At 49.8% G+C, this 20,577-nt stretch carries 19 protein-coding genes and 1 CRISPR repeat array; of the genes, 8 read left to right on the top strand and 11 right to left on the bottom strand.

What is annotated here, in order from left to right:
* Positions 1–90 precede the first annotated feature (90 nt).
* From CVV30_10320 to CVV30_10280, 9 genes are all read right to left on the bottom strand, one after another.
* Entirely contained in the window at positions 91–1,431 is a 1,341-nt protein-coding gene (locus CVV30_10320; protein ID PKL68311.1) for an adenylosuccinate lyase, read from the bottom strand.
* A 191-nt stretch (positions 1,432–1,622) separates the two neighbouring features.
* Positions 1,623–4,184: direct repeats of the CRISPR family, unit length 32 nt; unit sequence ATTTCAATCCACACACCCGCGAAGGGTGTGAC.
* 232 nt (positions 4,185–4,416) lie between these two features.
* Positions 4,417–4,707: a CRISPR-associated endonuclease Cas2 gene (gene cas2, locus CVV30_10315; protein ID PKL68310.1), complete on the bottom strand. Its 291-nt coding sequence runs from the start codon at positions 4,705–4,707 to the stop codon at positions 4,417–4,419.
* 10 nt (positions 4,708–4,717) lie between these two features.
* Positions 4,718–5,749: a subtype I-C CRISPR-associated endonuclease Cas1 gene (locus CVV30_10310; GenBank protein ID PKL68309.1), complete on the bottom strand. Its 1,032-nt coding sequence runs from the start codon at positions 5,747–5,749 to the stop codon at positions 4,718–4,720.
* A gap of 54 nt (positions 5,750–5,803) precedes the next feature.
* On the bottom strand, positions 5,804–6,490 hold the full coding sequence (gene cas4 / locus CVV30_10305; GenBank protein PKL68308.1) for a CRISPR-associated protein Cas4: 687 nt from the start codon (positions 6,488–6,490) through the stop codon (positions 5,804–5,806).
* Positions 6,487–7,338 carry a type I-C CRISPR-associated protein Cas7/Csd2 gene (gene cas7c / locus CVV30_10300; protein PKL68307.1) on the bottom strand — a complete coding sequence of 284 codons (852 nt, stop codon included), beginning with the start codon at positions 7,336–7,338 and terminating at the stop codon, positions 6,487–6,489. The genes cas4 and cas7c overlap by 4 nt, the downstream gene beginning before the upstream one ends.
* The gene (cas8c, locus tag CVV30_10295; protein ID PKL68306.1) at positions 7,335–9,224 is read right to left on the bottom strand and encodes a type I-C CRISPR-associated protein Cas8c/Csd1; all 1,890 of its coding nucleotides are present in this window, start codon (positions 9,222–9,224) and stop codon (positions 7,335–7,337) included. Before cas8c ends, cas7c begins: the two co-directional genes overlap by 4 nt.
* Entirely contained in the window at positions 9,221–9,886 is a 666-nt protein-coding gene (gene cas5c, locus CVV30_10290; GenBank protein ID PKL68305.1) for a type I-C CRISPR-associated protein Cas5, read from the bottom strand. Before cas5c ends, cas8c begins: the two co-directional genes overlap by 4 nt.
* Positions 9,887–9,893: 7 nt before the next feature.
* Positions 9,894–12,074 (bottom strand): CRISPR-associated helicase/endonuclease Cas3, encoded by a 2,181-nt coding sequence (locus tag CVV30_10285; GenBank protein PKL68304.1) that lies wholly within the window; start codon positions 12,072–12,074, stop codon positions 9,894–9,896.
* 16 nt (positions 12,075–12,090) lie between these two features.
* Positions 12,091–12,462, bottom strand: coding sequence for a hypothetical protein (locus CVV30_10280; GenBank protein ID PKL68303.1), 372 nt, complete (start codon positions 12,460–12,462; stop codon positions 12,091–12,093).
* 183 nt (positions 12,463–12,645) lie between these two features.
* Between CVV30_10280 and CVV30_10275 the strand changes: the two genes are divergently transcribed.
* From CVV30_10275 to CVV30_10265, 3 genes are all read left to right on the top strand, one after another.
* Positions 12,646–13,926, top strand: a complete 1,281-nt coding sequence (locus CVV30_10275) for an ATPase (GenBank protein PKL68302.1) — start codon at positions 12,646–12,648, stop codon at positions 13,924–13,926.
* A gap of 625 nt (positions 13,927–14,551) precedes the next feature.
* Complete coding sequence (locus tag CVV30_10270; GenBank protein ID PKL68301.1) at positions 14,552–14,746, top strand: hypothetical protein; 195 nt, start codon at positions 14,552–14,554, stop codon at positions 14,744–14,746.
* Entirely contained in the window at positions 14,746–15,030 is a 285-nt protein-coding gene (locus tag CVV30_10265; GenBank protein ID PKL68300.1) for a hypothetical protein, read from the top strand. The genes CVV30_10270 and CVV30_10265 overlap by 1 nt, the downstream gene beginning before the upstream one ends.
* A gap of 74 nt (positions 15,031–15,104) precedes the next feature.
* Here the strand turns inward: CVV30_10265 and CVV30_10260 are convergent, their stop codons facing one another.
* Positions 15,105–15,296 carry a hypothetical protein gene (locus CVV30_10260; GenBank protein ID PKL68299.1) on the bottom strand — a complete coding sequence of 64 codons (192 nt, stop codon included), beginning with the start codon at positions 15,294–15,296 and terminating at the stop codon, positions 15,105–15,107.
* Between the two features lie 158 nt (positions 15,297–15,454).
* Between CVV30_10260 and CVV30_10255 the strand changes: the two genes are divergently transcribed.
* Positions 15,455–15,697 carry an AbrB family transcriptional regulator gene (locus CVV30_10255; protein ID PKL68298.1) on the top strand — a complete coding sequence of 81 codons (243 nt, stop codon included), beginning with the start codon at positions 15,455–15,457 and terminating at the stop codon, positions 15,695–15,697.
* On the top strand, positions 15,627–16,070 hold the full coding sequence (locus CVV30_10250) for a hypothetical protein (GenBank protein PKL68297.1): 444 nt from the start codon (positions 15,627–15,629) through the stop codon (positions 16,068–16,070). The genes CVV30_10255 and CVV30_10250 overlap by 71 nt, the downstream gene beginning before the upstream one ends.
* A gap of 200 nt (positions 16,071–16,270) precedes the next feature.
* On the opposite strand, the gene CVV30_10245 is transcribed toward CVV30_10250, so the two are convergent.
* Positions 16,271–16,684, bottom strand: a complete 414-nt coding sequence (locus tag CVV30_10245) for a hypothetical protein (protein PKL68296.1) — start codon at positions 16,682–16,684, stop codon at positions 16,271–16,273.
* A gap of 731 nt (positions 16,685–17,415) precedes the next feature.
* On the opposite strand from CVV30_10245, the gene CVV30_10240 reads away from it, so the two are divergent.
* From CVV30_10240 to CVV30_10230, 3 genes are read left to right on the top strand one after another with little or no spacing between them, the layout of a single operon-like run.
* Positions 17,416–19,425 carry a helicase gene (locus CVV30_10240; protein ID PKL68295.1) on the top strand — a complete coding sequence of 670 codons (2,010 nt, stop codon included), beginning with the start codon at positions 17,416–17,418 and terminating at the stop codon, positions 19,423–19,425.
* The gene (locus CVV30_10235; protein ID PKL68294.1) at positions 19,413–19,877 is read left to right on the top strand and encodes a cysteine methyltransferase; all 465 of its coding nucleotides are present in this window, start codon (positions 19,413–19,415) and stop codon (positions 19,875–19,877) included. Before CVV30_10240 ends, CVV30_10235 begins: the two co-directional genes overlap by 13 nt.
* 38 nt (positions 19,878–19,915) lie before the next feature.
* Positions 19,916–20,509, top strand: a complete 594-nt coding sequence (locus CVV30_10230; protein PKL68293.1) for a molybdenum cofactor guanylyltransferase — start codon at positions 19,916–19,918, stop codon at positions 20,507–20,509.
* Positions 20,510–20,577 lie beyond the last annotated feature (68 nt).

Below are 20,577 nucleotides of genomic sequence, written 5' to 3'. Positions count from 1 at the left end.
CTGCCGTTGCCTTTTCGCTGCCCAATCCATCTCCGGCGAATGGCCAAAGACTTTGCCCTGACCGGTAAAAAAGGATGGAGAAATCTGCACTCACAGGCTGAGCGGAGAGAGCTTTTCTATAACGCGTTCCACCTGACTGACTGATGTGCCGATGTAAGCGTCCGGGTTAAGAAGTGCTGCAATATCATTTTTTGAACAGTACCGCACGATTTCAGGATCGGCTCCCAGCACATCGGCGAGAGGCCGGTTCTCGGCAAGCGCCTGCATGCTCGCCATCCGGATCCGCTCGTGGGAGTCCTGCCGGGTCATGCCCTTTTTGGTGAGCTCGATCATAACCGATTCGGCCATGTTGATCCCGTGGAGGAAGGCAAGGTTCCTGCGGATTCCCGCACGGTTGATCACAAGGCCATCAAGAACAACCGTCATGAGCCGCAGGCAGTGATCGGTAAGGATTGATGCCTCAGGGAAGAGTACCCGCTCGCAGGAGGAATTGGTCAAGTCCCGTTCATCCCAGAGGGTATTGTTCTGGAGCGCGGGTTCTACTGCCGAGCGGATAATGCGGGCAAGGCCGCACACCTGCTCGCTCTTGATGGGGTTACGTTTGTGCGGCATCGTGGAGGAGCCTACCTGTTTTGCCCCAAACGCCTCTTCGACTTCGCCAATCTCGGTTCGCTGGAGAGAGCGAATCTCGATACCGATCTTGTCAAGCGTTGTAGCGACACCTGCACAGAACATGAAGAACTCTGCATACCGGTCGCGGGAGATCACCTGGCTTGAGACGTCCACCGAACTCATGCCAAGATACTCCATCATGGTTGCCTGCACTTCCATCCCCTTGGGCCCGAGCGCTGCCTGCGTACCAACCGCACCTGTCATCTGCCCGACCACGACCCGGGGACGCAGTTGTTCGAGGCGGACTATGTGCCGACCGATCTCACTTGCCCAGATGGCAAACCGGAGCCCGTACGTTGTTGGCACGCCATGCTGCCCGTGCGTCCGCCCGATACAGACCAATAATTTTGTTTCGACCGAGCGTTTGAGGAGCACACCTAATAACTGGCGCAGTTTCTGGTCGATCAAATCGAGCGTCTGGCCGAGCTGAAGCCCGGTTGCCGTGTCAAGGATGTCATTGCTTGTTGCACCGTAATGCACCCAGCGCCCGGATTCACCGGTTACTTCGGATATTGCCTTGACAATCGCCATCATATCGTGGCTGATCTCGAGCTCAATTTCCTTTGCCCGTTCGAGCGAGGCATCGTGGGCCTTCTCACTGATCTCAACTGCCGCTGCTGCCGGGATCATGCCGTGGTGTGCCTCGGCTTTTGCCAGCGCAACTTCGGCGCTGACAATACAGGAAAAGCGGTTCTTCTCACTCCAGACGGCACGCATCTCTTTCGTGCCATAACGCTCTTCGATGGGGTGGACTGCCATGGGTAGAAATGGGATGTTTTGGGATATAGTGGTTGGGGGGATGTTGCTGCCGGGAGAAGGTTGAAAGAACAGTGGTTTGTTTTTATTTTTGGGTTATTGATAATGGGATAGCGGGGAAAATGGAAGTTGAAGTACACACCGGTTAAGGTGTGACTGCCCACTCCAACACCAACGCCAAGAGTTCCGTTTCCATTTCAATCCATACACCCGCGAAGGGTGTGACTGCAAAATTTTTTATTGATCGCCCAGTACATCGGATTTCAATCCACACACCCGCGAAGGGTATGACGCCGCTGCTGGTGCTGGTACTGGTGTTGATTGGACATTTCAATCCACACACCCGCGAAGGGTGTGACTCTTCTTTTTCTTGGGAACGATGGCCTATGATGTATTTCAATCCACACACCCGCGAAGGGTGTGACTTGCAGGGATTGTCCCGGCAACCTTGTTCCTCATTATTTCAATCCACACACCCGCGAAGGGTGTGACGAAGCACCTGTGCGGAGCCTCATTACAGCTGAGGGATTTCAATCCACACACCCGCGAAGGGTGTGACTTTTCCTGCTTCCTGTAGACCAATGGGCACTTGATTTCAATCCACACACCCGCGAAGGGTGTGACAGGGCTTATCTGGCTATCAGCCATACAAACACGCTATTTCAATCCACACACCCGCGAAGGGTGTGACGTTGATCAGGCGTGGTCAACACCCCGAGAGCAATTTCAATCCACACACCCGCGAAGGGTGTGACCCGGTGCGTGGATTGCATAGCAGCATTTCAGCGGATTTCAATCCACACACCCGCGAAGGGTGTGACTGCACCGGCACCCAGTAATCCGAACTGGATAGTATTTCAATCCACACACCCGCGAAGGGTGTGACTCGATATCGCATATTCGGAGGGCCAATGACCGAAATTTCAATCCACACACCCGCGAAGGGTGTGACATGGTCTGGTGTTGGGGGTTCCCAATTGTTTGCGTCATATTTCAATCCACACACCCGCGAAGGGTGTGACTTCATCCCCTGCGCTTGTCCCATCATGGTTACAGAATTTCAATCCACACACCCGCGAAGGGTGTGACGACTATTGCCGCGCATACTTGCGCTATCGTCATGATTTCAATCCACACACCCGCGAAGGGTGTGACTGTATTCACCCTGAACAATACGCGGTTCCCTTTTGGATTTCAATCCACACACCCGCGAAGGGTGTGACACAATCCGCCGGGACCGGACGCACTAACTTAATTAATTTCAATCCACACACCCGCGAAGGGTGTGACATATCCGAAAACACGTTCCCTCTATATTGACTATCAGATTTCAATCCACACACCCGCGAAGGGTGTGACTCAACAGGGTTTTCTTTGCATCTGCCATCTGATCAATTTCAATCCACACACCCGCGAAGGGTGTGACGTATGGGGATCGTTAAGTATCCCCGGCAAAGAAAATTTCAATCCACACACCCGCGAAGGGTGTGACGCACGGCTGCATTCAGTTCAACCGGAGTGAGATAATTTCAATCCACACACCCGCGAAGGGTGTGACTCATAGCCCCGCCTCACGCCACCTCATAAAACCCTATTTCAATCCACACACCCGCGAAGGGTGTGACTGTATGTAGCAGGGACGCCATGTCTCTCTTGACCTATTTCAATCCACACACCCGCGAAGGGTGTGACCTATTGTACAACCTATTTTGCCGACGTCTAAGTGGATTTCAATCCACACACCCGCGAAGGGTGTGACGGCGATGACTTTACCTTCAGATCCCACCATAATTATTTCAATCCACACACCCGCGAAGGGTGTGACTTTATGGAAATACTGTTATATATGTGTTTAGTGATTTCAATCCACACACCCGCGAAGGGTGTGACGGTTGACTTAGGAGGTAAAGGTTAGACAATGAAAAAATTTCAATCCACACACCCGCGAAGGGTGTGACTGCCGGTACAATCTCAACAACGTAGACGACATGCAATTTCAATCCACACACCCGCGAAGGGTGTGACGGCGATGACTTTACCTTCAGATCCCACCATAATTATTTCAATCCACACACCCGCGAAGGGTGTGACTGATAATCCTCACCCCTCGACAGCGGATAGAGCTATTTCAATCCACACACCCGCGAAGGGTGTGACTCGACGGACGGCACCGGCTTGAGCAGGCGCTCCTATTTCAATCCACACACCCGCGAAGGGTGTGACGGCACAGGTTTACTGTCCGGGTGGGGTCGTCCCGATTTCAATCCACACACCCGCGAAGGGTGTGACGGAGCGTCACAAGTATCTAAAGCAAACCACGACAATTTCAATCCACACACCCGCGAAGGGTGTGACTGAGATTGTGCTCCTTGAGGGCAAAATTATGGACGTATTTCAATCCACACACCCGCGAAGGGTGTGACTGATGTTAAAACAGGTATACTTGACCCCCCCCTTATTTCAATCCACACACCCGCGAAGGGTGTGACGTTTTGGCAGATTTTCAAGTATCCAGACGATCCAATTTCAATCCACACACCCGCGAAGGGTGTGACTGTTACAAGTATAATTCAGGCGTTGAAACCCTTATATTTCAATCCACACACCCGCGAAGGGTGTGACGATTCCTACCGGCCTTTAATGCCAGCTATCCGGGAATTTCAATCCACACACCCGCGAAGGGTGTGACCAAAAGTCCTGCGTGTTGGTGGTGTAGCATGTCCGATTTCAATCCACACACCCGCGAAGGGTGTGACTGCAAATTATTCAGATCATTGTTTCCATAGAATTAAAGCATAATCATCCATCAAATGAAAAACGAACGAAAATTTGCATGAAATACCTTGAGGAAAATTCCGGTTCTGGCATTCTTATCACAATCTAAAAAGCAATCCTAAAAAGGAGAATCGACAACAAAAATAAATATCAGATTCCATTTTTCTCCGCGAAGGTCTCGGGAAGAGCATGATCACTTAAGGTTCGCACCAATCAAGTCACTAACAATCCTTCGGGATTATATCCCGTTTTGTTCCCAAAGTGCTCGACCCGGTTCTGCCAGTTTGCCCCAAGATAATAGAACCGAATGCTATCCTTCTCGTTATCCATAATACTGCATAAGGAATGTTTAAGCTTTGCAGACTGGGCAGGATCAATAAGACACTCGAATACTGAATTCTGAACCCGCTGGCCATAGTTCACACATTCCTTCGCAACCTGCCGGAGTCTCCTTCTTCCTTCCGGAGTTTCCGTATTTACATCATAGGTAACCAGAACCATCATCTTCGACACCTCAGTTCATAAAGAACGGCGGATAACCGTCAATATCCCCACGCAGGTACCGGGCCATCAGCATTGACTGCACGTACGGCAGGAGACCGATCGGAATTTTTTCGTTCAGGTAGGGGTGAGTGATCTCATCCTGTTTCCTCTTCTGCCAGGCACCAAGCACTTCCTTACGCCCTTTGTCAGTCAGGAGTATCCCCCCTCCTTCTTTTTTCAGGAAATCATCGCCACACACCTGCTGCAAATTCACCAGGTTCAGCGCAAGACGATCCGCAATGAATGGCCGGAGTTCTTCCATCATATCCAATGCAAGACTTGCCCTTCCGGGCCGGTCAGTGTGGAAGAACCCAACATACGGGTCGAGTCCAACCGTTTCCAGCGCGGATTCCATATCATGTGCAAGAAGGGTGTAGAGAAATGATAGAAGGGCATTCATATTGTCTCGGGGAGGCCGCCGGTTTCTGTCGCGGATAAAGAAATCATTTTTCTGCTTGAGGATCAGCTCGTCCAGAACATCGAAATAAAATTTCGCGGAATTTCCTTCGATGCCCCTGAGTGTGTCAGCATTTGTACAACCTTCTATTTTCATCAGGTTCTCAATGAGAAGATTGTCAGCGCACCGGATCTTTTCACGGCCAACCACTTCACCGTGATCGCGGATGCTCCGCCCAAGAACCGTCCTGCAATTGACGATCTTTCCTGCGATAAAACATTTTGCGATATCCAACGATCCCTCGCTATTGTCTGCGATGCGGTACTGGGTACGTCGCAACAGGACATTGCCCCTGACCCGGCCACTCACCCGCCCGAGAAATTTTCCATAGGGTGTAAGGAATGAGAGACCGACGTGGTTTTCTGAACACAACTGCATCAGGTGGGGACTCGCACCCATGTAACCGAAACAGACAATTCCTTCAAGATTATGGATGGGGATCCGGAATTTTTCCTCATGGCCAACCTTGATGATGACATTCTCTCCATCGCGGTGAAGAAATGAATCAGGAGTTGTGACGTAAAGGGTGTTGAGCAATTTTTTCATAATTTGAAAACTCCATGGGCGGCTGGACCAATTTCACGGAAAATAGAAACAATATCAGCAATCAAGAGCGCGAGCCTCCTCAATATGCCTCCCGATATAATTGCGAACTGAACTCTTTTTCTTTGTCAGTTTCGGAACACAAACATCAATGAGGGAGCACTGAGCACAATTCATCCCACTTTCAGCTGCCGGTGTGATACCTTTCCGGAATATTGTGTGCATTTCCTCTGCCAGCAATGAAACAAGGCTGCGTAATTCATCGGTAATCTTCAGGTGCTGTCTCCTACGGATCTCGTTATAGTAAAAATCTGCTTCATCGATCCTCACGCCAAACATTTCTTCCAGGCACATGACCTGTGCGCAGAGCTGGACTTCATCGCGCTCATCGATCTTCGGCTTGCCCCGCTTGTATTCCACTGGCTTCATTGTCCAAAGTCCTTCGAAACCGAGTATGGGAATGCCTTGATCGGAGCGGGAATATTCGATCACATCGGCGACGCCATTCAGTCCCAATGAGTATGAGACAAGAGGGAAAGCCCGGGAGATCACAACATCCCCCCGGGATTCATTCAGGAATGGATCATCGACTCGTTCGTGAATAATGTGGCCTTCTGCGGTCCGGAGATTGTCTTCCCACTGGCGCTCGACGTGGATAAGAGCCCATTGCCGTTTGCAAAAACGAAAATGCTGGATGCCGGATAACATCAGCAGTTCGTCATCGGTATGGCGTTTATCGCTCATAACTTTTCAATAATCTCGACACCTTTGGGAACATCTTTTGCAATTGTAACCTTGTAATCCCCGAACGAGCGTGGCGGGAGATCCTTTGCGAGTCGCTCGACCTTGACCTTGTCGAATAGGATGTGAGACTGACAGCACCCAAGTTCATTGTCGTGCTTGAAGACAATCAGTTTCTTCGCGGAGAGTTTCCCCCGGGAGGCTGAATGATCGTGCTCGAACATATTGACAAGGCTCTCCCAGAGCAGGGCCAGATCTTCTTCAGAGAATCCGGTCGTCTTCTTTGCAAGGTGTGCGGAGATGTAACCCTCCGCACGGTACAGGCCGTACGGCACGATCTGCTTCTTACCCATCGTCTGACCTTTCTCGGCGTCCTTTGCATTTGCAACGGCCTGCCGTGTGATCGTTACTTCCTGCTGGAAGATCGGGTCCTGGCTCCGGGAAAACGTGAGCTGGACAGGCCCCCGGACCTGGCCGCAGTTCACTTCAAGAGCCATAACTGCGCCGAATGCGCGAATGTCAAAGAAATTCTTGCACATGAATTTCGTCAGCTCATCATCTTTGGGTTTCTTCGAATCCGGCTTCCTCCCAAGAGCGGCATATGCTTTCGTGTGCTGTTCATTGAGGACAACGCCATCTTTGACATAGATGTCATACCCCTCTTTTCCTTCCTTCACCATATCGACATAATCCCGGATCTTCCGCTTGAGACAGACATCGGTCACGATGCCGTACCCGGTCTGGGGATCAACTCTCGGCATATTCCCCATATCGGGATCACCGTTAGGGTTTCCGTTCTCGACATCAAACAACAATACAAACTCATACCGGTTCTTGATGACTTCGCTCATTTTTTATCCTCCATTTTTTCTCCACTGCTCTCTTTCTTTTTGAAAAACGCTTTCCGCTGGTGATAGTACCCGAGCATGAACATTCCCTGCTCCTCAAGGTTCAGGTACGTTGGAAATGCATCGACTCCCATCAGAACATCCTCAATCCACTGGTTCGATTTGAATCCCCAATCCGATTTTGCGATGTGGTGCTGGGCAAGTTTCAGGAGCACCGGGAACACAACAGCCGGTGTCGTTGACGCACTGCTGAAGTACTTGCTGTTGATGGTGCTCTTCATCTCCCTGTTCGTATCGCTCTGCGTCTTTTCCAGTACCGCAAACAATCTTCCAAGGCGGTATGGCACATTTTGGCTTTCTTCGTTCAGACTCACGGTAATCATATCCTCTTCATGGTTTGCCCTAGCTCGTGCAAGACGGATCAGGCAGGCTTTGATAAAACCGGCCCGGGCATAATTGATCGATCGTTCGACTTTCACCCGGTTCAGGATTGCATTGTACATCGGTACGGGGTACGGCGTATTATCAAGAATCGACCGCATGAGGAGACCCCCAAGCAGCGGGGACGACGCCTTGTCGCTGGAATTCTGGGGAACGGTCTCTCTCAGCAGGCGATACACAGAAATGTACTGCGGTCCGCGATCATCCCGATCGATCTCCATATCGAGATGGTGGCGTGCAACACGCGCGATGAAATTCCCGAAATTATCCTGGTACCAGTAACGGACGGCAAGCCGTGCATTATTGGGCGATAATCCAAGGATAAAGAAATTCGTCTTCTCGGGGTCCACACCAAGATCTTTTTCTTCCAGATGCTCCCCGCTCCTGACTTTCTGGAGAATATCGCTGACAAGCTGGCGGGTCTGACGGTCCTGTCTTTTTGTCTCCGATTGTGGTTCCCCAATAGACTCTGCTTGATCTTCGATAGGATCGATAAAGCAAAGAGCAAGATTTACATACTTTTTTTTATCGGTTTCGGCCCAGAATATCGTTGTTGTGTCGCCGATCTGAAGCCGGTTCTTGCTTTCACGTTCGAGGAGGTGATTCAGCGCAGTCGTGTACTTGAACATCACCGATTCACTGATTGGAGCGTTGTAACTCTTCTCTTTACCATACGAGCAAAAAGAATCATCATTGAAACTGACAAGAGATGTGCCCGATGACTGAGCATTAGGGCCGTAAACTCCTATTATTTTTTTATGCAGACGGCTTATCGGTCCTATTTTTCCACTTACAAGACATTGTGCAACCGTTTTTTCTCCGGATGCTTCTGATGATCCGTTCTCTTCCCACGCAATTTTAACCACAGAATTCTTGTGGAGGTAATTACCTGCAATATCGAATACAAAGTTTCCACCATTAAGGATCTCATCTTTAAATTCAACAATTTTAGGATTTTCAAGAAATAATTCCGGCTTCCAGTTATCGAGAAATTTCAGAAATGATTTGATCTCTGTATCATCTGTATTTTTCAATAACACATGATGAAAAATCCGGAATTGCTCGAAACATTCCAGAGAACGTTTAGTTGTTACAATCGCTTCATTCTCTTTATCTTCAAGTATCGTCACCTCATCAGATTTCGGAGGAGTATTTTTCTTTTTTAAGTCATTTTTCATTTTGTCTACGCCAAAAACATACTTCGAATTGTCGCAAACAAAATGAGGTTCGACTTTGTTTGAGTGATCCTTTTGGTAAGGGACTTCGAATATTTTTGGCTGTTTTTTCTTCCCGTCGGTCCGGAGATCAATGATATTTGATAGTTTCCCATCTGTCGAAATCACGAGTGCGAAAGTAACCTTTGCTGGGCTATAGCCGGGTCTTGATATTGTTACCGAATCATCTCCAGCAAGAATATCATAATACCGGACAAGGGACTGGATGATCACGAGAACACCCCGCTGCGGAGACTCTTCTGCACATCGATCACACCTTCGTTCATCTCGGCCCTGAAGAAGATCGCTTTCATGTCGTGGGCAAAGTCGATATCCCAAAGCATGAGCCCGAGATCTTTTTTCCCGTCCAATTCAGATCTTGGAATCTCACCGTCAACAAACTCGAACTGCACCGGGAATTCCCGGCATCCGAAATACGGGTGGTGGAAGCACTGCCCCTTTCGCATTCTCCGAAGGGCAACATTGTAGTGCTTCTCCACAGAATCTTCCGGGCCGGCCTTGTCAGTCATGTTGAAGTGCGCCTCGACGTAATAGCAAACATCCCGGAGAACCAGCGAGGCACGCTGGACCCGCTCGTCATTGGCATCCTTGAAGAGCACAGCTTCACGTCCCTGGAAAGCTCCTTTTACAGAATCCATAGGAATTTTTCCCAGCACTTCGTTCCTGCGGATGTTGTCGAACCTGACCGGTTTCATGACATGAATGCGGTCGATCTCCCAGACAATCGCAGGCTTCCAGTAAATCGCTTCAAGAATTCCCCGGGCAGCCGAGGGTGTCATCACGTCATAACTCACCCGCTCAACTTTCATTTCGGGGCGTGTGAAGCAGGCATAATCCCCCCATACTTTCAGTTTGATTCCAAATCCGATATCCACCACCTCCTTAAAAGATTAACAATGATCCTTCAGTCTTCTGATCTGTACGATTCTTCAGGCCAGTTTTACAAGAGTAATCGTCACAAGATTTCAAAATATAAAACCGGTCGCCAATAGTTTCAACCGCGTTCACATGTTCCAGCTCCCTGAATTCATTGGGATAGATACTGACCGTGTAGCCCTGAAGTTCCCGGACTAATTTCCAGGGAAAATCCGTTGTACGAAGTTTGCTGATCTTTGATTTGGCGTTGTCATCGTACGGAATGATCAGATCCTTTGTTCCTTCTTCAATTATCCTGAAAGCCGTCGCGACCTCTTCAAAAGGAAATGCGAATTCACCATCAGGATCTCTCAGCATCTCTAAAATTTTCTTTTCGTCCAAACCACCATCTTCCTTGAAATGATATAATCGTCTGAAATAATCCGCCACCGTAATAAGCGAGAGAGGATCGCGTGATCCAGCAAGAGCCATTTCGCCAACATCTGCAACAAGATTTTGCCACGAAGTCGCTTTCCCATACGTCTCCGTGGATTTGAAAACGAATACCTCGCCTTCCGGTAATTTCCCTTCGCGGTTGCATCTCCCGGTAGCCTGTGCAATCGAATCGACTCCGGTCATCGTCCGGTACACTACAGGGAAATCAATGTCCACACCCGCTTCGATAAGCTGCGTGGAGATAACCCGGCAGTCAGATCCATCCTTGAGGAGTTTTTTGATTTCCGCAATTTTTTCTCTGCGATGAACCGGGCACATCCTCGCACTGAGATGATAACAGTTCCCGGATTTTTCCAGTACATCGAATAGGTTCCTCGCGTGCTTCCGTGTATTCACTATGCACAATACCTGACGGTGTTCCCGCAGTCTGATCGAGAGATCGGTATCGTTTATCGCACCGAGTTCTGTCACCCGTACCCGCTTGAACGATTCGTACAATTGGTCCGGTGAGTGCATGATCTCCCGGGGCCTGACACTTTCATCCAGAAGGTCGCCAAGTTTCGGCTGCGTCGCGGTACAGATGATTACCGTTGTGCCATAGTTGCGGACGAGTTCCGACAATGCTGCGAGACAGGGTTCCAGGTACCCGGTTGGCAGCATTTGGGCTTCATCAAGAATGATTACACTTTTTGCCAGATTATGCAGCTTCCGGCATCGTGATCGTTTGTTGGAAAAGAGCGACTCGAAGAACTGGACATTGGTTGTAACAACAATCGGCATGTCCCAGTTTTCCGTGGAAATGAGGAGTGCTTCTTTCCCGTTATCCACATCATCGGTATCGATTTTTCCCGGATCGAAATTGCTGTGATGTTCCAGTACATTCCGGCTCCCAAAAATATCTCTGAAAACCTTGGCATTCTGCTCGATGATGCTGGTGTAGGGAATTATGTAGAAGATCCGCTTCAGATTATTTTTCTTCAGATGCTCAAGCGCAAATGCCATTGAAGCTAGTGTCTTGCCCCCACCCGTAGGCACAGTCAGAGAAAACATCTGCGGGGGAAGGGGAGCGGCCTCAATACACTGCGCATAAATTTTCTTTCGTTCCCGGTTTATCCGGTTATCTTCAGCGCCAGAATTTTTTATGCGCATGTGCTCTTCGAATTTTTTACTGAGTATGTCGAACGTCTCATATTGTCCCCGGACAGAAGTTTTTTCCGGATTTGCAAATTTCTCCGTATCCAGGGAGTCCGCATCCACCAGGCAGGAATAAAGCATCCGCGTAAAAAAAGAAATACAAAATCCATTTTTTTTCGGGAATGGTTTCAAGGTAAGATGAAACGCGTTTTGGTCCGGAATTGTTATTTCATTTTTGTAAGAAGAATAATCCGGTAAACCTGATTTGTGTAAACGCTCGCCCAGGCCGCTCTCACTGCTGCCATAATTCAGTAAGCCCCCATGATGTCCGGTTACCGCATATGCAAAAAGCAATCCGTATGATTTATGAAATAATTTTTCAGCCTCAATTGCGCCAGCAGTGGAATGATCAACATGGATGTTGGCACCCTCAAGACGTCTCTGGAATTCCGGGGAATATTTTCCAAGATCGTGAAGGAGTCCACTGGTATATGCCAGATCACCCGCGTTGAAATCATTGGCAAACTGTTGAGAAATTTTTGCAACATTGGTGAGATGTTTTTCAAGAAGTTGCCAGTCAGATTTATTTGGATTTTTTGTGGTATGTGCGTAAAACATAGCAAGAGTTTGGTTTTTAAAATTCAGTCAATCTCAACATTTTTCTCAGGTGAATGACTTGTCCACGCATCACACGATAAACATTACTTATCGCGCCGCGAAAGTGAGACCCGCACAACATCATACGTCTGAAAAACATATCTTTCCCTCTTCCGGACATCCTAGAAAACACCTCCCGGACCCTCTGCCAGTATCTCCAGGAACCCCGGATCCTATCCTCAATCCAATAGCGCCTGTTAGCGCACTTTTCCGGGTCCAGATTAGATGCATTTAAGACGAACAGCGTCCAAAATGAATAGAACCGAAAATATATAGCTCCATTTTCCGCGAATTCGACACTTTTCAGATTTTTTGCAAAATCCGGGTTTTTCCGATTCTCCCATTTCAACCTCCGTTTGCCAAAATAAGCGCATTTTGAAAAGTCGCAGATCTCCCACAGGTCACATCCCCAAACGCAGGATCGCCTTCCCCGATCACCGACGGACCCCGTGAAGATACCAGGGGAGCAAGAACCCATTTCCACTAATTACCAATGAGTAACTTTTATCATCTCTGCTAATTAGTAATTAGTATGGTCTCGAAAGAGCTGTTACGGCATCTCGTGATCCAGCAGAAAATCCAGATCGAAAAGAGGGGGGATTTTGTCGAGCGCTCGCTCTTTAACCAGGTTCTCGCAGCACTTGACGATGACCGGGTGATCATCCTGGCGGGCATAAGGAGATGCGGGAAGTCCACGCTCTTAAAGCAGATCATGCAGACCCGGAAGGATTACTGTTACGTCAATTTCGAAGACGAGCGGCTGCTGAGTTTCCGTGCGGAAGATTTCAGCATACTCGATGAGGTTCTCATTGAAGTGTATGGGCCGGCCGGCACGTATTTTTTTGACGAGGTCCAGAACGTGGAAAAGTTTGAGACATTTGTCCGGCGGCTCCAGGACAGCGGCAAAAAAGTTATCCTCACCGGCTCCAACGCCTCCCTGCTCAGCCGGGAATTCGGCACCCGGCTTACCGGCAGATACAAGCTCTTCGAAGTCTACCCGTTCTCCTTTGTTGAATTTCTCCGGTTCCAGAAGACAACGATGAAGAAAGAATCGCTGTACATTCCGGAAGAGAAAGTAAACCTGATCAGGTTGTTCGGTCGCTATACCGAAAGCGGGGGGATGCCGGAATACCTCGCAAACAATGACCCCGATTATATCCAGACCCTGTATGACAACATCCTCTACCGCGATATTATTGCACGGTACTCCATCCGTAGACAGCGGCTCGTACGGGAACTCGTGGGAATCCTCGCCTCCACCGTCACACTTCCCTTCACGTACAATTCCCTGAAAAAAACCCTGGGGCTGATGAACGCGATCACGGTCAAGGAATATATTTCGTATCTCAGTGGTGCGTACCTGTTCTTTGAACTCCTGCGGTTCGATTATTCAGTAAAAAAACAGCTCAATTCTCCCCGCAAGATCTATATCATCGATACGGCATTCAGTGCTATAAGCGGCTTTTCCCTTTCCCCGGATAAAGGGAGAGTCCTTGAAAATATTGTCTTTATCGATCTCATGAGGAGAGGCAGTGAAATTTTTTACTTTGCCGGGGACCAGGAATGCGATTTCATTCTCAAAGACAAAAAGAAGATCATTGGTGCGATCCAGGTCTGCTATGAATTCACGAAAGAAAACCGGGACCGGGAGACCGGAGGCCTGCTTAAGGCAATGGCCGAATTTAAGTTAACGCAGGGAATGATCCTTACGTACGATCAAGAGGATATGCTGGAATCCGACGGGAAAACTATTATCATCAAACCGGTCTGGAAGTGGCTTCTTGAGGAAAATATCCTGAACATTCCGGAGTAGAATACAAAAACCCCTTCCCGGACCCCCTGCCAGTAATCTCCCGTGATCCCAATCCCGATCGTCAATCCAAAAGAGCCTGTTAGCGCACTTTTCCGGGTTCATATTATAGGGATTAACCTCGAAAAGCGTCCAAAATGAACGAATCAGAAAATATATAGCTCCATTTTATACGAATTCGGCACTTTCCCGGGATCAAGCGAAAAATGGTTTTTTTAAATCGCTCATTTCAACCCCCATTTGCCAAAAGGAGCCCGATTTTAAAAATGAGTCCGGGTCCCTTTTCGATACTCCCGGGGGATCTCACTCCCGACGGAGACCCCGGATCGAGACACCCCCGGACATGACTGCATCTGGAGGAAGGTGTGTCAGCGGGATTAACTGGTTCGTGCGGACGTGGACAAGCTGTTGATCAATGCAGGGGACCGGAGGGGGGATATAGCGAAAAACGTCTTATCACAATTTTTTTATGGCGTTACACAATATATTTTTGATGAAATCTTTCCATAAGCGAATTCAGCGTTTCCCTCAATATTTTGGTGAATGTTGCATTTGTGGATGTGATTTTGTTAAGGAATTAAGGAATTATTGCAAATAAGTAAATCCTTACAGCACCCACGTGGTACTTATGTCCGCTTCTGAATGCTCAACAAAAAGAATACCGGTTCGCCCAAGCACGTGGGAGGAACTTTACGAACTCCGCGAGCCGGGACAGACCTTTGATCAGGTCCTCTCAGATATGGTAGCCAGGGAGAAACGCCGCCGGTTATTTGAAGATGCTGATCGTAAAATGCGGGATGGTCACTTTGTGGAGCTTGAATAGTGTCATTCATAACCAACATTGAGGATGAAGCCCTGGCATTTCTTGAGAGTCTCCCGGAAAAAACTCAGCACATCGTAAGGACAAAACTATCTCTCCTTAAAACGGACCCCTGGCCCGGAAAAGGTGGAGATAAAGAAAAGTTTACCTGCCGTGGCAAAAAACCCGTTTATCGTTTGCATATCAGCCACAGTTACACCGCACTGTATCGTATTGAAAATGATATCGTTTTTATTTTTTATCTCGATACTATCGAACGTGCTCATAAAAAGTATGGTCGGTTATAAATCAGAAGATTTCAATCTTTGTATCGCGAGGTGTGATTCAACTATTGGGAATTTCCGAATAGTTCGATTTAATTTCAATCTACACACCCGTGAAGAGTGTGACCGCTGTTGATCTTGTTGAGTTTTCCTTCTGTCCCAGAAGTCATCATCTCCGGTGTACCAGCGAGAAGCGTCCCGGTCCCGGCTGTTATCGACCGCGAGCACTCCGGTATTTCCGGATATTTCCGCACCGGGCGATCATGCTCCGGTTCCAGGCACCACCCCATCCATTGTCAGAGAATGTGTCGGGGATTACTGCAACCGGAATGAGCTTCTCGTATAACCCCTGGTGCATGTACTCACAGATAATTTTTCTTACATTTCCAAAATTACCTTACTAGTAAGCCAAAACTATATTTTCTTACAAAATAATGAATATCTTACAATGAAAGTAGTCACCCTTTCCTCCAAGGGGCAGATCGTCATCCCTGCGAAAGTCCGGAAAAAATTCTCCTTAAAAGAAGGCGACTCGCTCGTGCTCGTGGAGGAGAACGATGGTATCCGGCTCCAGCCGCTTGTCAACATTGCCGAACTCTGGGGCGTTGACATGATGAAAGATGCCGGAACCATGCTCAAAGAGATGCGGAAGGAGTGGGACGATGAGCTCGACTGCAAGACTGCTCTTTGACACGCACGCGTTCCTCGCGTTTTTCAGCCGCGAAGAAGGATCGGAGGTTATCAGAAAATTCTTTGAGTCTGTCCAGAGCGGGGAGACTGAGGGATTCGTTGCAACAATCACGCTGACCGAACTCGCGTATATCTACGCAAGAAAAACGGATGCTGCAACCGCCCGGCTCCGGGTTATGCAGATCCAGAACTCGAAGCTGAACCTTATCCCGCTGTCACCCGAGATTGCCGTTGAGGCCGGTATGTTGAAACAGTCAGGAATTTCCGTGGCAGATGCGATCATCGCTTCATCGGCAATATCGGTTGGGGCTGCGGTTGTCACGAATGATACGCATTTTTCAACAATGGGCGTTGAGGTACGGGGATATCCGTGAAATTTTCTGGATCTTATAGATGGACATTTCCATCACGAGCGTTTTAAGATGCGGGATTGATACAATCGGTTTCATTTTTTGCACAGACCGTTAATTTTTAAAAATTACACTCTCATCAGGAAGTCACATCCCAAAAAAGATAAATAGTCGTCGAAACCATCGAAGGCATACGTTGAGATAACCCTCGTTGACCTGTTCACTCATTTCGCTGCCGGTACAGGATCCACTGGAACGACTTTCTTTGTCAGTGCCGGTGCGGCCGGTGCAAGCGGCATCCCATCCCGCCCCAGCTCAAGGATCGATTGATCGCAGATCCGGAAGAACCGCCAGACACCTTTTGGCGAGCAGAGCCAGAGTTCGCGGGAGATCGCGGGCGATGATACAATGAACCGGAGCGCCGCAATATCTGCTGAAAAAACCCGAACGAGTTCTTCGATAGAACAGCAGAGCCGGCGCACCCGCCGTACCTGGACGAAAGCCACCCGTTCCGGGTTCATGATGGTAAAGTCGCAGACCGTTCCTTTCTCGTGCTGGTAATGGCGGACCAGCCCACGCTTCTCTGCGATGGGATTTGCATCCTCCTGTGCCTGGAGCGGAGGGCGTCCACGCGTCATGAACTTCCTCCGGGTGTTGTGCGGATGCAGGAATTTCTCATAACTCCCGTCTTCGCTCTTATGATGCATATCTTTTCTGCGACCGGATGATTGTCCGGAATTATGCCGGGCTGATAGTTTTTCTGTGCTGCCGCATCAGTTGCCTTGTCTACATTTGCTTCCAAGATAATCTCCTTCCGTGTGATTTGCTGGCAAAAATCCTGATACCGGGCGGGCCTCCTTCTCCTTCAGGGATGTGCGAACAGCCTTTACCGGATCGGTGCATCTCCATGTCATAATACATCTGGATATATACGCTTGTCTGAAGCAGGAAAAAATTCACGAAACGAACAGGGAATTGTTGCCGTAACAGAATTCAGACGCTGAAAACTGCGGGAAACATAAATGCCAAAATGTCATAAAAGAAACGGCCTGAGTCCGAAAATCCCGCTCTTCAAATACAATGATGGGGGTTGAGACTCTTTTACGCCAATAACGATGCCCCCGCCGCTCCCCGCGGGGCGCCCCCTGCGGCGGATCAGATCGGTTTCATTTGTCTATCAGGTAATATCTCGCTCGAGGGGGACGCCCACGCGGCGGGGGCTTTAGCTCCCAGGAGCGTCAGATCCACACACGAATTTTTTACCAAAAAACGATCGTTGAGCATGGATTTTTTCATTCCAAAGAAATTCTCTCACCTTCGCCCCGCACCCCCACCCATAAAACCTTCAGCAGCAAACCTACTAAGCGAAATGGACAGCATCGACACCTACTTCCCGTACAGCGAATACCGCCCGGGCCAGCGCCACATGCTCGAAGTCGCGGCGCAGGTTGCCCGGGAGGGCGGGATTGCCATGATCGATGCTCCCACCGGCAGCGGGAAATCGAGTGTTGTTGCTTCACTCCTTGCCGAGCGGAACAAGAAGAAGATCGTGATCGCGGTGCGGACCGTCAGCCAGCTGACTACCTTCATCCGCGAACTCGAACTGGTGCGCAAAAAGGCCCCACACCTCAAAACAGTGTACCTTGTCGGCAAGAAGAGCATGTGCCCGCTTGGCGGGGATGGGGATATCTATCGCAAGTGCGAAGGGGTCAAGGCTTTCTCCTCCTCCCTCATGCGGGACCGTGCGGATAAGGGGGCACTTATCCCAGCAAAAGATCCGTTCATCATCCAGCAGATCCGTAAGCAGGACAAGGAACACCCGCTCCTCTGCCCGTATTATATCACGAGCAAGATGTTCGTTCCTGCAGACACCATGGGGGTCAAGATGGTGCCCTCAACAGAACTCCGGGCCAAAGCCGACCGGGTGATTGCACATCCAGTTCCCCCGCGGGAACTGAGCGAATTCTCCGGTGCCTGCTGCCCGTACGAGCTGATGATGCAGGCAGCGCGGAACACCGATGTCGTCATCCTCAACTACCATCACCTTTTTGATCGCGACATCCGCGAACAGCTTTATGCCAATCTCGGGGTAGAACCGCAGGATGTCCTGCTCCTCATCGACGAGGCACATAACTGCGGCGATGTGATCACCGGTATCGAGAGCGTGACCTTAGTGGAGAGTGATCTCGAACAGGCATCCCGCGAACTTTCCGGCATGCGCAAGCGGCACAAGGGAGCTGAAGCCGTGCAACACGTGCTGCCCCGGCTTACTGAGTTCATACGGGGTCTTGCCAATTCCGTAGAAGCCGAAGACTGGTTTGATCCGGCAATCTTTGACCGGATGATTGTCCGGGAATCCCTCTACAAAGAGATGGACGAGATCGTTGACGATCTGATGGGGCTGTCTGAAACAATGCGGGAGAAGAACCAGCAGGCCGGGGAATTCCGGGAAACGGCCATAGAACGGCTGACTGAATTCATGGTCCGGCTCTCCCATTCCTCAACGGATCCGGCTTACCTGACGGTATACCGCAAAACAGAAGCCGGGATAACGCTCGAAGTGCGCAATATCGACCCGGCCGCATCTCTCTCCGAAGTCTGCGGTTCGCACTCCTGCTGCATCCTGATCTCCGGCACGCTCTCTCCTGTTGAAAGTTTCCGGCGCTACTATTTCGGAGATGCAAAAGTAACCACACTCTCGCTCCCCAACGCATTTCCCAAAGAGAACCGGCTGGTGGCCTGCGCAAACGACATCACAACGGCATTTTCCATGCGGCAGAACAAGGACAATACCTCCCGCGTCAGCGACTACATCAAAGCTTTTGCCGCCCTCAAAGGAAACCGGGCGTGTTATTTTCCGAGCTACCAGATCCTCGAAAACTTTGCAAACCTCGCAGTCCCCCATCTCCGGGGAAAGAAGGTCTATGTCGAACCCCGCGATGCTGCTACTGCTGCATCGGCCCTCACCGAATTCCTCTCACTTCCCGCACGGGGAGAATCCGGCATTATGTTTGCCGTCTGTGGCGGGAAATGGAGCGAAGGGCTCGATTACCGGGGCGAGATGCTGAACGGTGCCATGGTAATCGGGCTACCGCTCGCACCGTTCAACCGGGTCAGGAAGATGACGATCGAGTACTTCCGGCACAAGTTCGGAGAGGAGGGGGAATTTATCAGCTACACGCTCCCGGCAATGAACCGCTCCCTGCAAGCGCTCGGCCGGGTGTTACGCACGCCCGAGGATCGCGGTGTACTGGTGCTGGGGGAGAAACGGTTTCTTGAACGGCGGGTACGCTACGCCCTCCCCGGCTGGATGCAGGAAGAGATGATCGAATGCGATGTTATCAGGTTCCGCGAGCTGATCAGCAAATGGAAATCGTAAGCGGTTCTTGCCGGTTCGGCTTGTGGTATGTCCAGATCTGGTGGAACGATACAGCAGTGCACCGCGTGCATTTTTCCACCACCGCAATTGAAGGGGATGTCCCCCCATTGATCCGGAAATACTGCGGGGGGCAACCCGTTGACTGCTCTGCCCTTGACAGCTTCGCCCTTCATGATGACACCATGTACAGCCGGATTTACAAGGAAGTACGAACCGTCCAGTATGGAACAACAAAAACGTACGGGGAGATTGCAGAAAACGTGGGCACAGCGCCGAGAGTGGTTGGACAGGCAATGGCCCGCAATCCCACGCCGCTGGTCATTCCCTGCCACCGGATCGTTGCAGTGAATGGTATCGGGGGATTTTCACCATCCGTTGAGATAAAAGAAGCATTGCTTGGCATGGAAGCAAAAGGAATGCGTAAAATACTACAGGGTAAAAAGTCTAGCTGATTAAGGAAAAGCAATTAGCTTGCAACGGAGAGCCGATTTTGAGATCAGCAGTGATTCTTGTTGGAGGGGAAGCCCGTCGCGCAAACGGCCAGGAGAAGTATTTCTTCACGTACCAGGGCAAGACCTTCATTGAGCGGCTGATCGAAACGCTCTCGCAGGTTGTTGACGAGATCATCCTGGTAGCACGGGATCCCGAACAATGCAAACGGTTCAACCGCATTGAAGGAGTCCGGTGTATCACCGACATCCGCACAGGAACCGGGCCTATCGGCGGGCTTCATGCCGGGACCCTGGCAGCGCGCGGTGAGGAGATTTTTGTATCCGCCTGCGACATGCCCTGTGTGGACCCCCGTATTGTCACCCTGTTGTTCAACCGGATTGATGGCTATGATGCCGCGATTCCCTGCTGGAACCCGGATATGCTCGAACCATTGCATGCAGTCTACCGGAGAACCGCACTCGTTACTTATCTTGAAGATCACACCTCATTCTCCCTGCGTTCCATGGTAAAAGGTATGAATACCAACTATATTTCCATCGATGAGATCCGGGCCATTGATCACGAACTGACCACGTTTACCAACATCAATAAGATCGAAGACCTGGAACGGATTAATAGTGTCCGGAACTAAGAACGGTGCAGTTATCGCACCCTGCTTCTGCTTTGGAATGCAAAAACACGGTTTTTGTCCTGCAAGAA

The organism is Methanomicrobiales archaeon HGW-Methanomicrobiales-1, from assembly GCA_002839675.1.
Lineage (GTDB): Archaea > Halobacteriota > Methanomicrobia > Methanomicrobiales > Methanospirillaceae > Methanoregula.
This window is presented reverse-complemented; position numbering and strand designations above follow the sequence as displayed.

What these genes read in the sequence shown, in the direction of transcription:
- CVV30_10320 (PKL68311.1), bottom strand. Translation starts at nt 1,431, where the DNA reads ATGGCAGTCCACCCCATCGAAGAGCGTTATGGCACGAAAGAGATGCGT.
- cas2 (PKL68310.1), bottom strand. Translation starts at nt 4,707, where the DNA reads ATGATGGTTCTGGTTACCTATGATGTAAATACGGAAACTCCGGAAGGA.
- CVV30_10310 (PKL68309.1), bottom strand. Translation starts at nt 5,749, where the DNA reads ATGAAAAAATTGCTCAACACCCTTTACGTCACAACTCCTGATTCATTT.
- cas4 (PKL68308.1), bottom strand. Translation starts at nt 6,490, where the DNA reads ATGAGCGATAAACGCCATACCGATGACGAACTGCTGATGTTATCCGGC.
- cas7c (PKL68307.1), bottom strand. Translation starts at nt 7,338, where the DNA reads ATGAGCGAAGTCATCAAGAACCGGTATGAGTTTGTATTGTTGTTTGAT.
- CVV30_10285 (PKL68304.1), bottom strand. Translation starts at nt 12,074, where the DNA reads ATGTTTTACGCACATACCACAAAAAATCCAAATAAATCTGACTGGCAA.
- CVV30_10275 (PKL68302.1), top strand. Translation starts at nt 12,646, where the DNA reads ATGGTCTCGAAAGAGCTGTTACGGCATCTCGTGATCCAGCAGAAAATC.
- CVV30_10270 (PKL68301.1), top strand. Translation starts at nt 14,552, where the DNA reads ATGTCCGCTTCTGAATGCTCAACAAAAAGAATACCGGTTCGCCCAAGC.
- CVV30_10260 (PKL68299.1), bottom strand. Translation starts at nt 15,296, where the DNA reads ATGGGGTGGTGCCTGGAACCGGAGCATGATCGCCCGGTGCGGAAATAT.
- CVV30_10255 (PKL68298.1), top strand. Translation starts at nt 15,455, where the DNA reads ATGAAAGTAGTCACCCTTTCCTCCAAGGGGCAGATCGTCATCCCTGCG.
- CVV30_10250 (PKL68297.1), top strand. Translation starts at nt 15,627, where the DNA reads ATGCCGGAACCATGCTCAAAGAGATGCGGAAGGAGTGGGACGATGAGC.
- CVV30_10245 (PKL68296.1), bottom strand. Translation starts at nt 16,684, where the DNA reads ATGACGCGTGGACGCCCTCCGCTCCAGGCACAGGAGGATGCAAATCCC.
- CVV30_10240 (PKL68295.1), top strand. Translation starts at nt 17,416, where the DNA reads ATGGACAGCATCGACACCTACTTCCCGTACAGCGAATACCGCCCGGGC.
- CVV30_10235 (PKL68294.1), top strand. Translation starts at nt 19,413, where the DNA reads ATGGAAATCGTAAGCGGTTCTTGCCGGTTCGGCTTGTGGTATGTCCAG.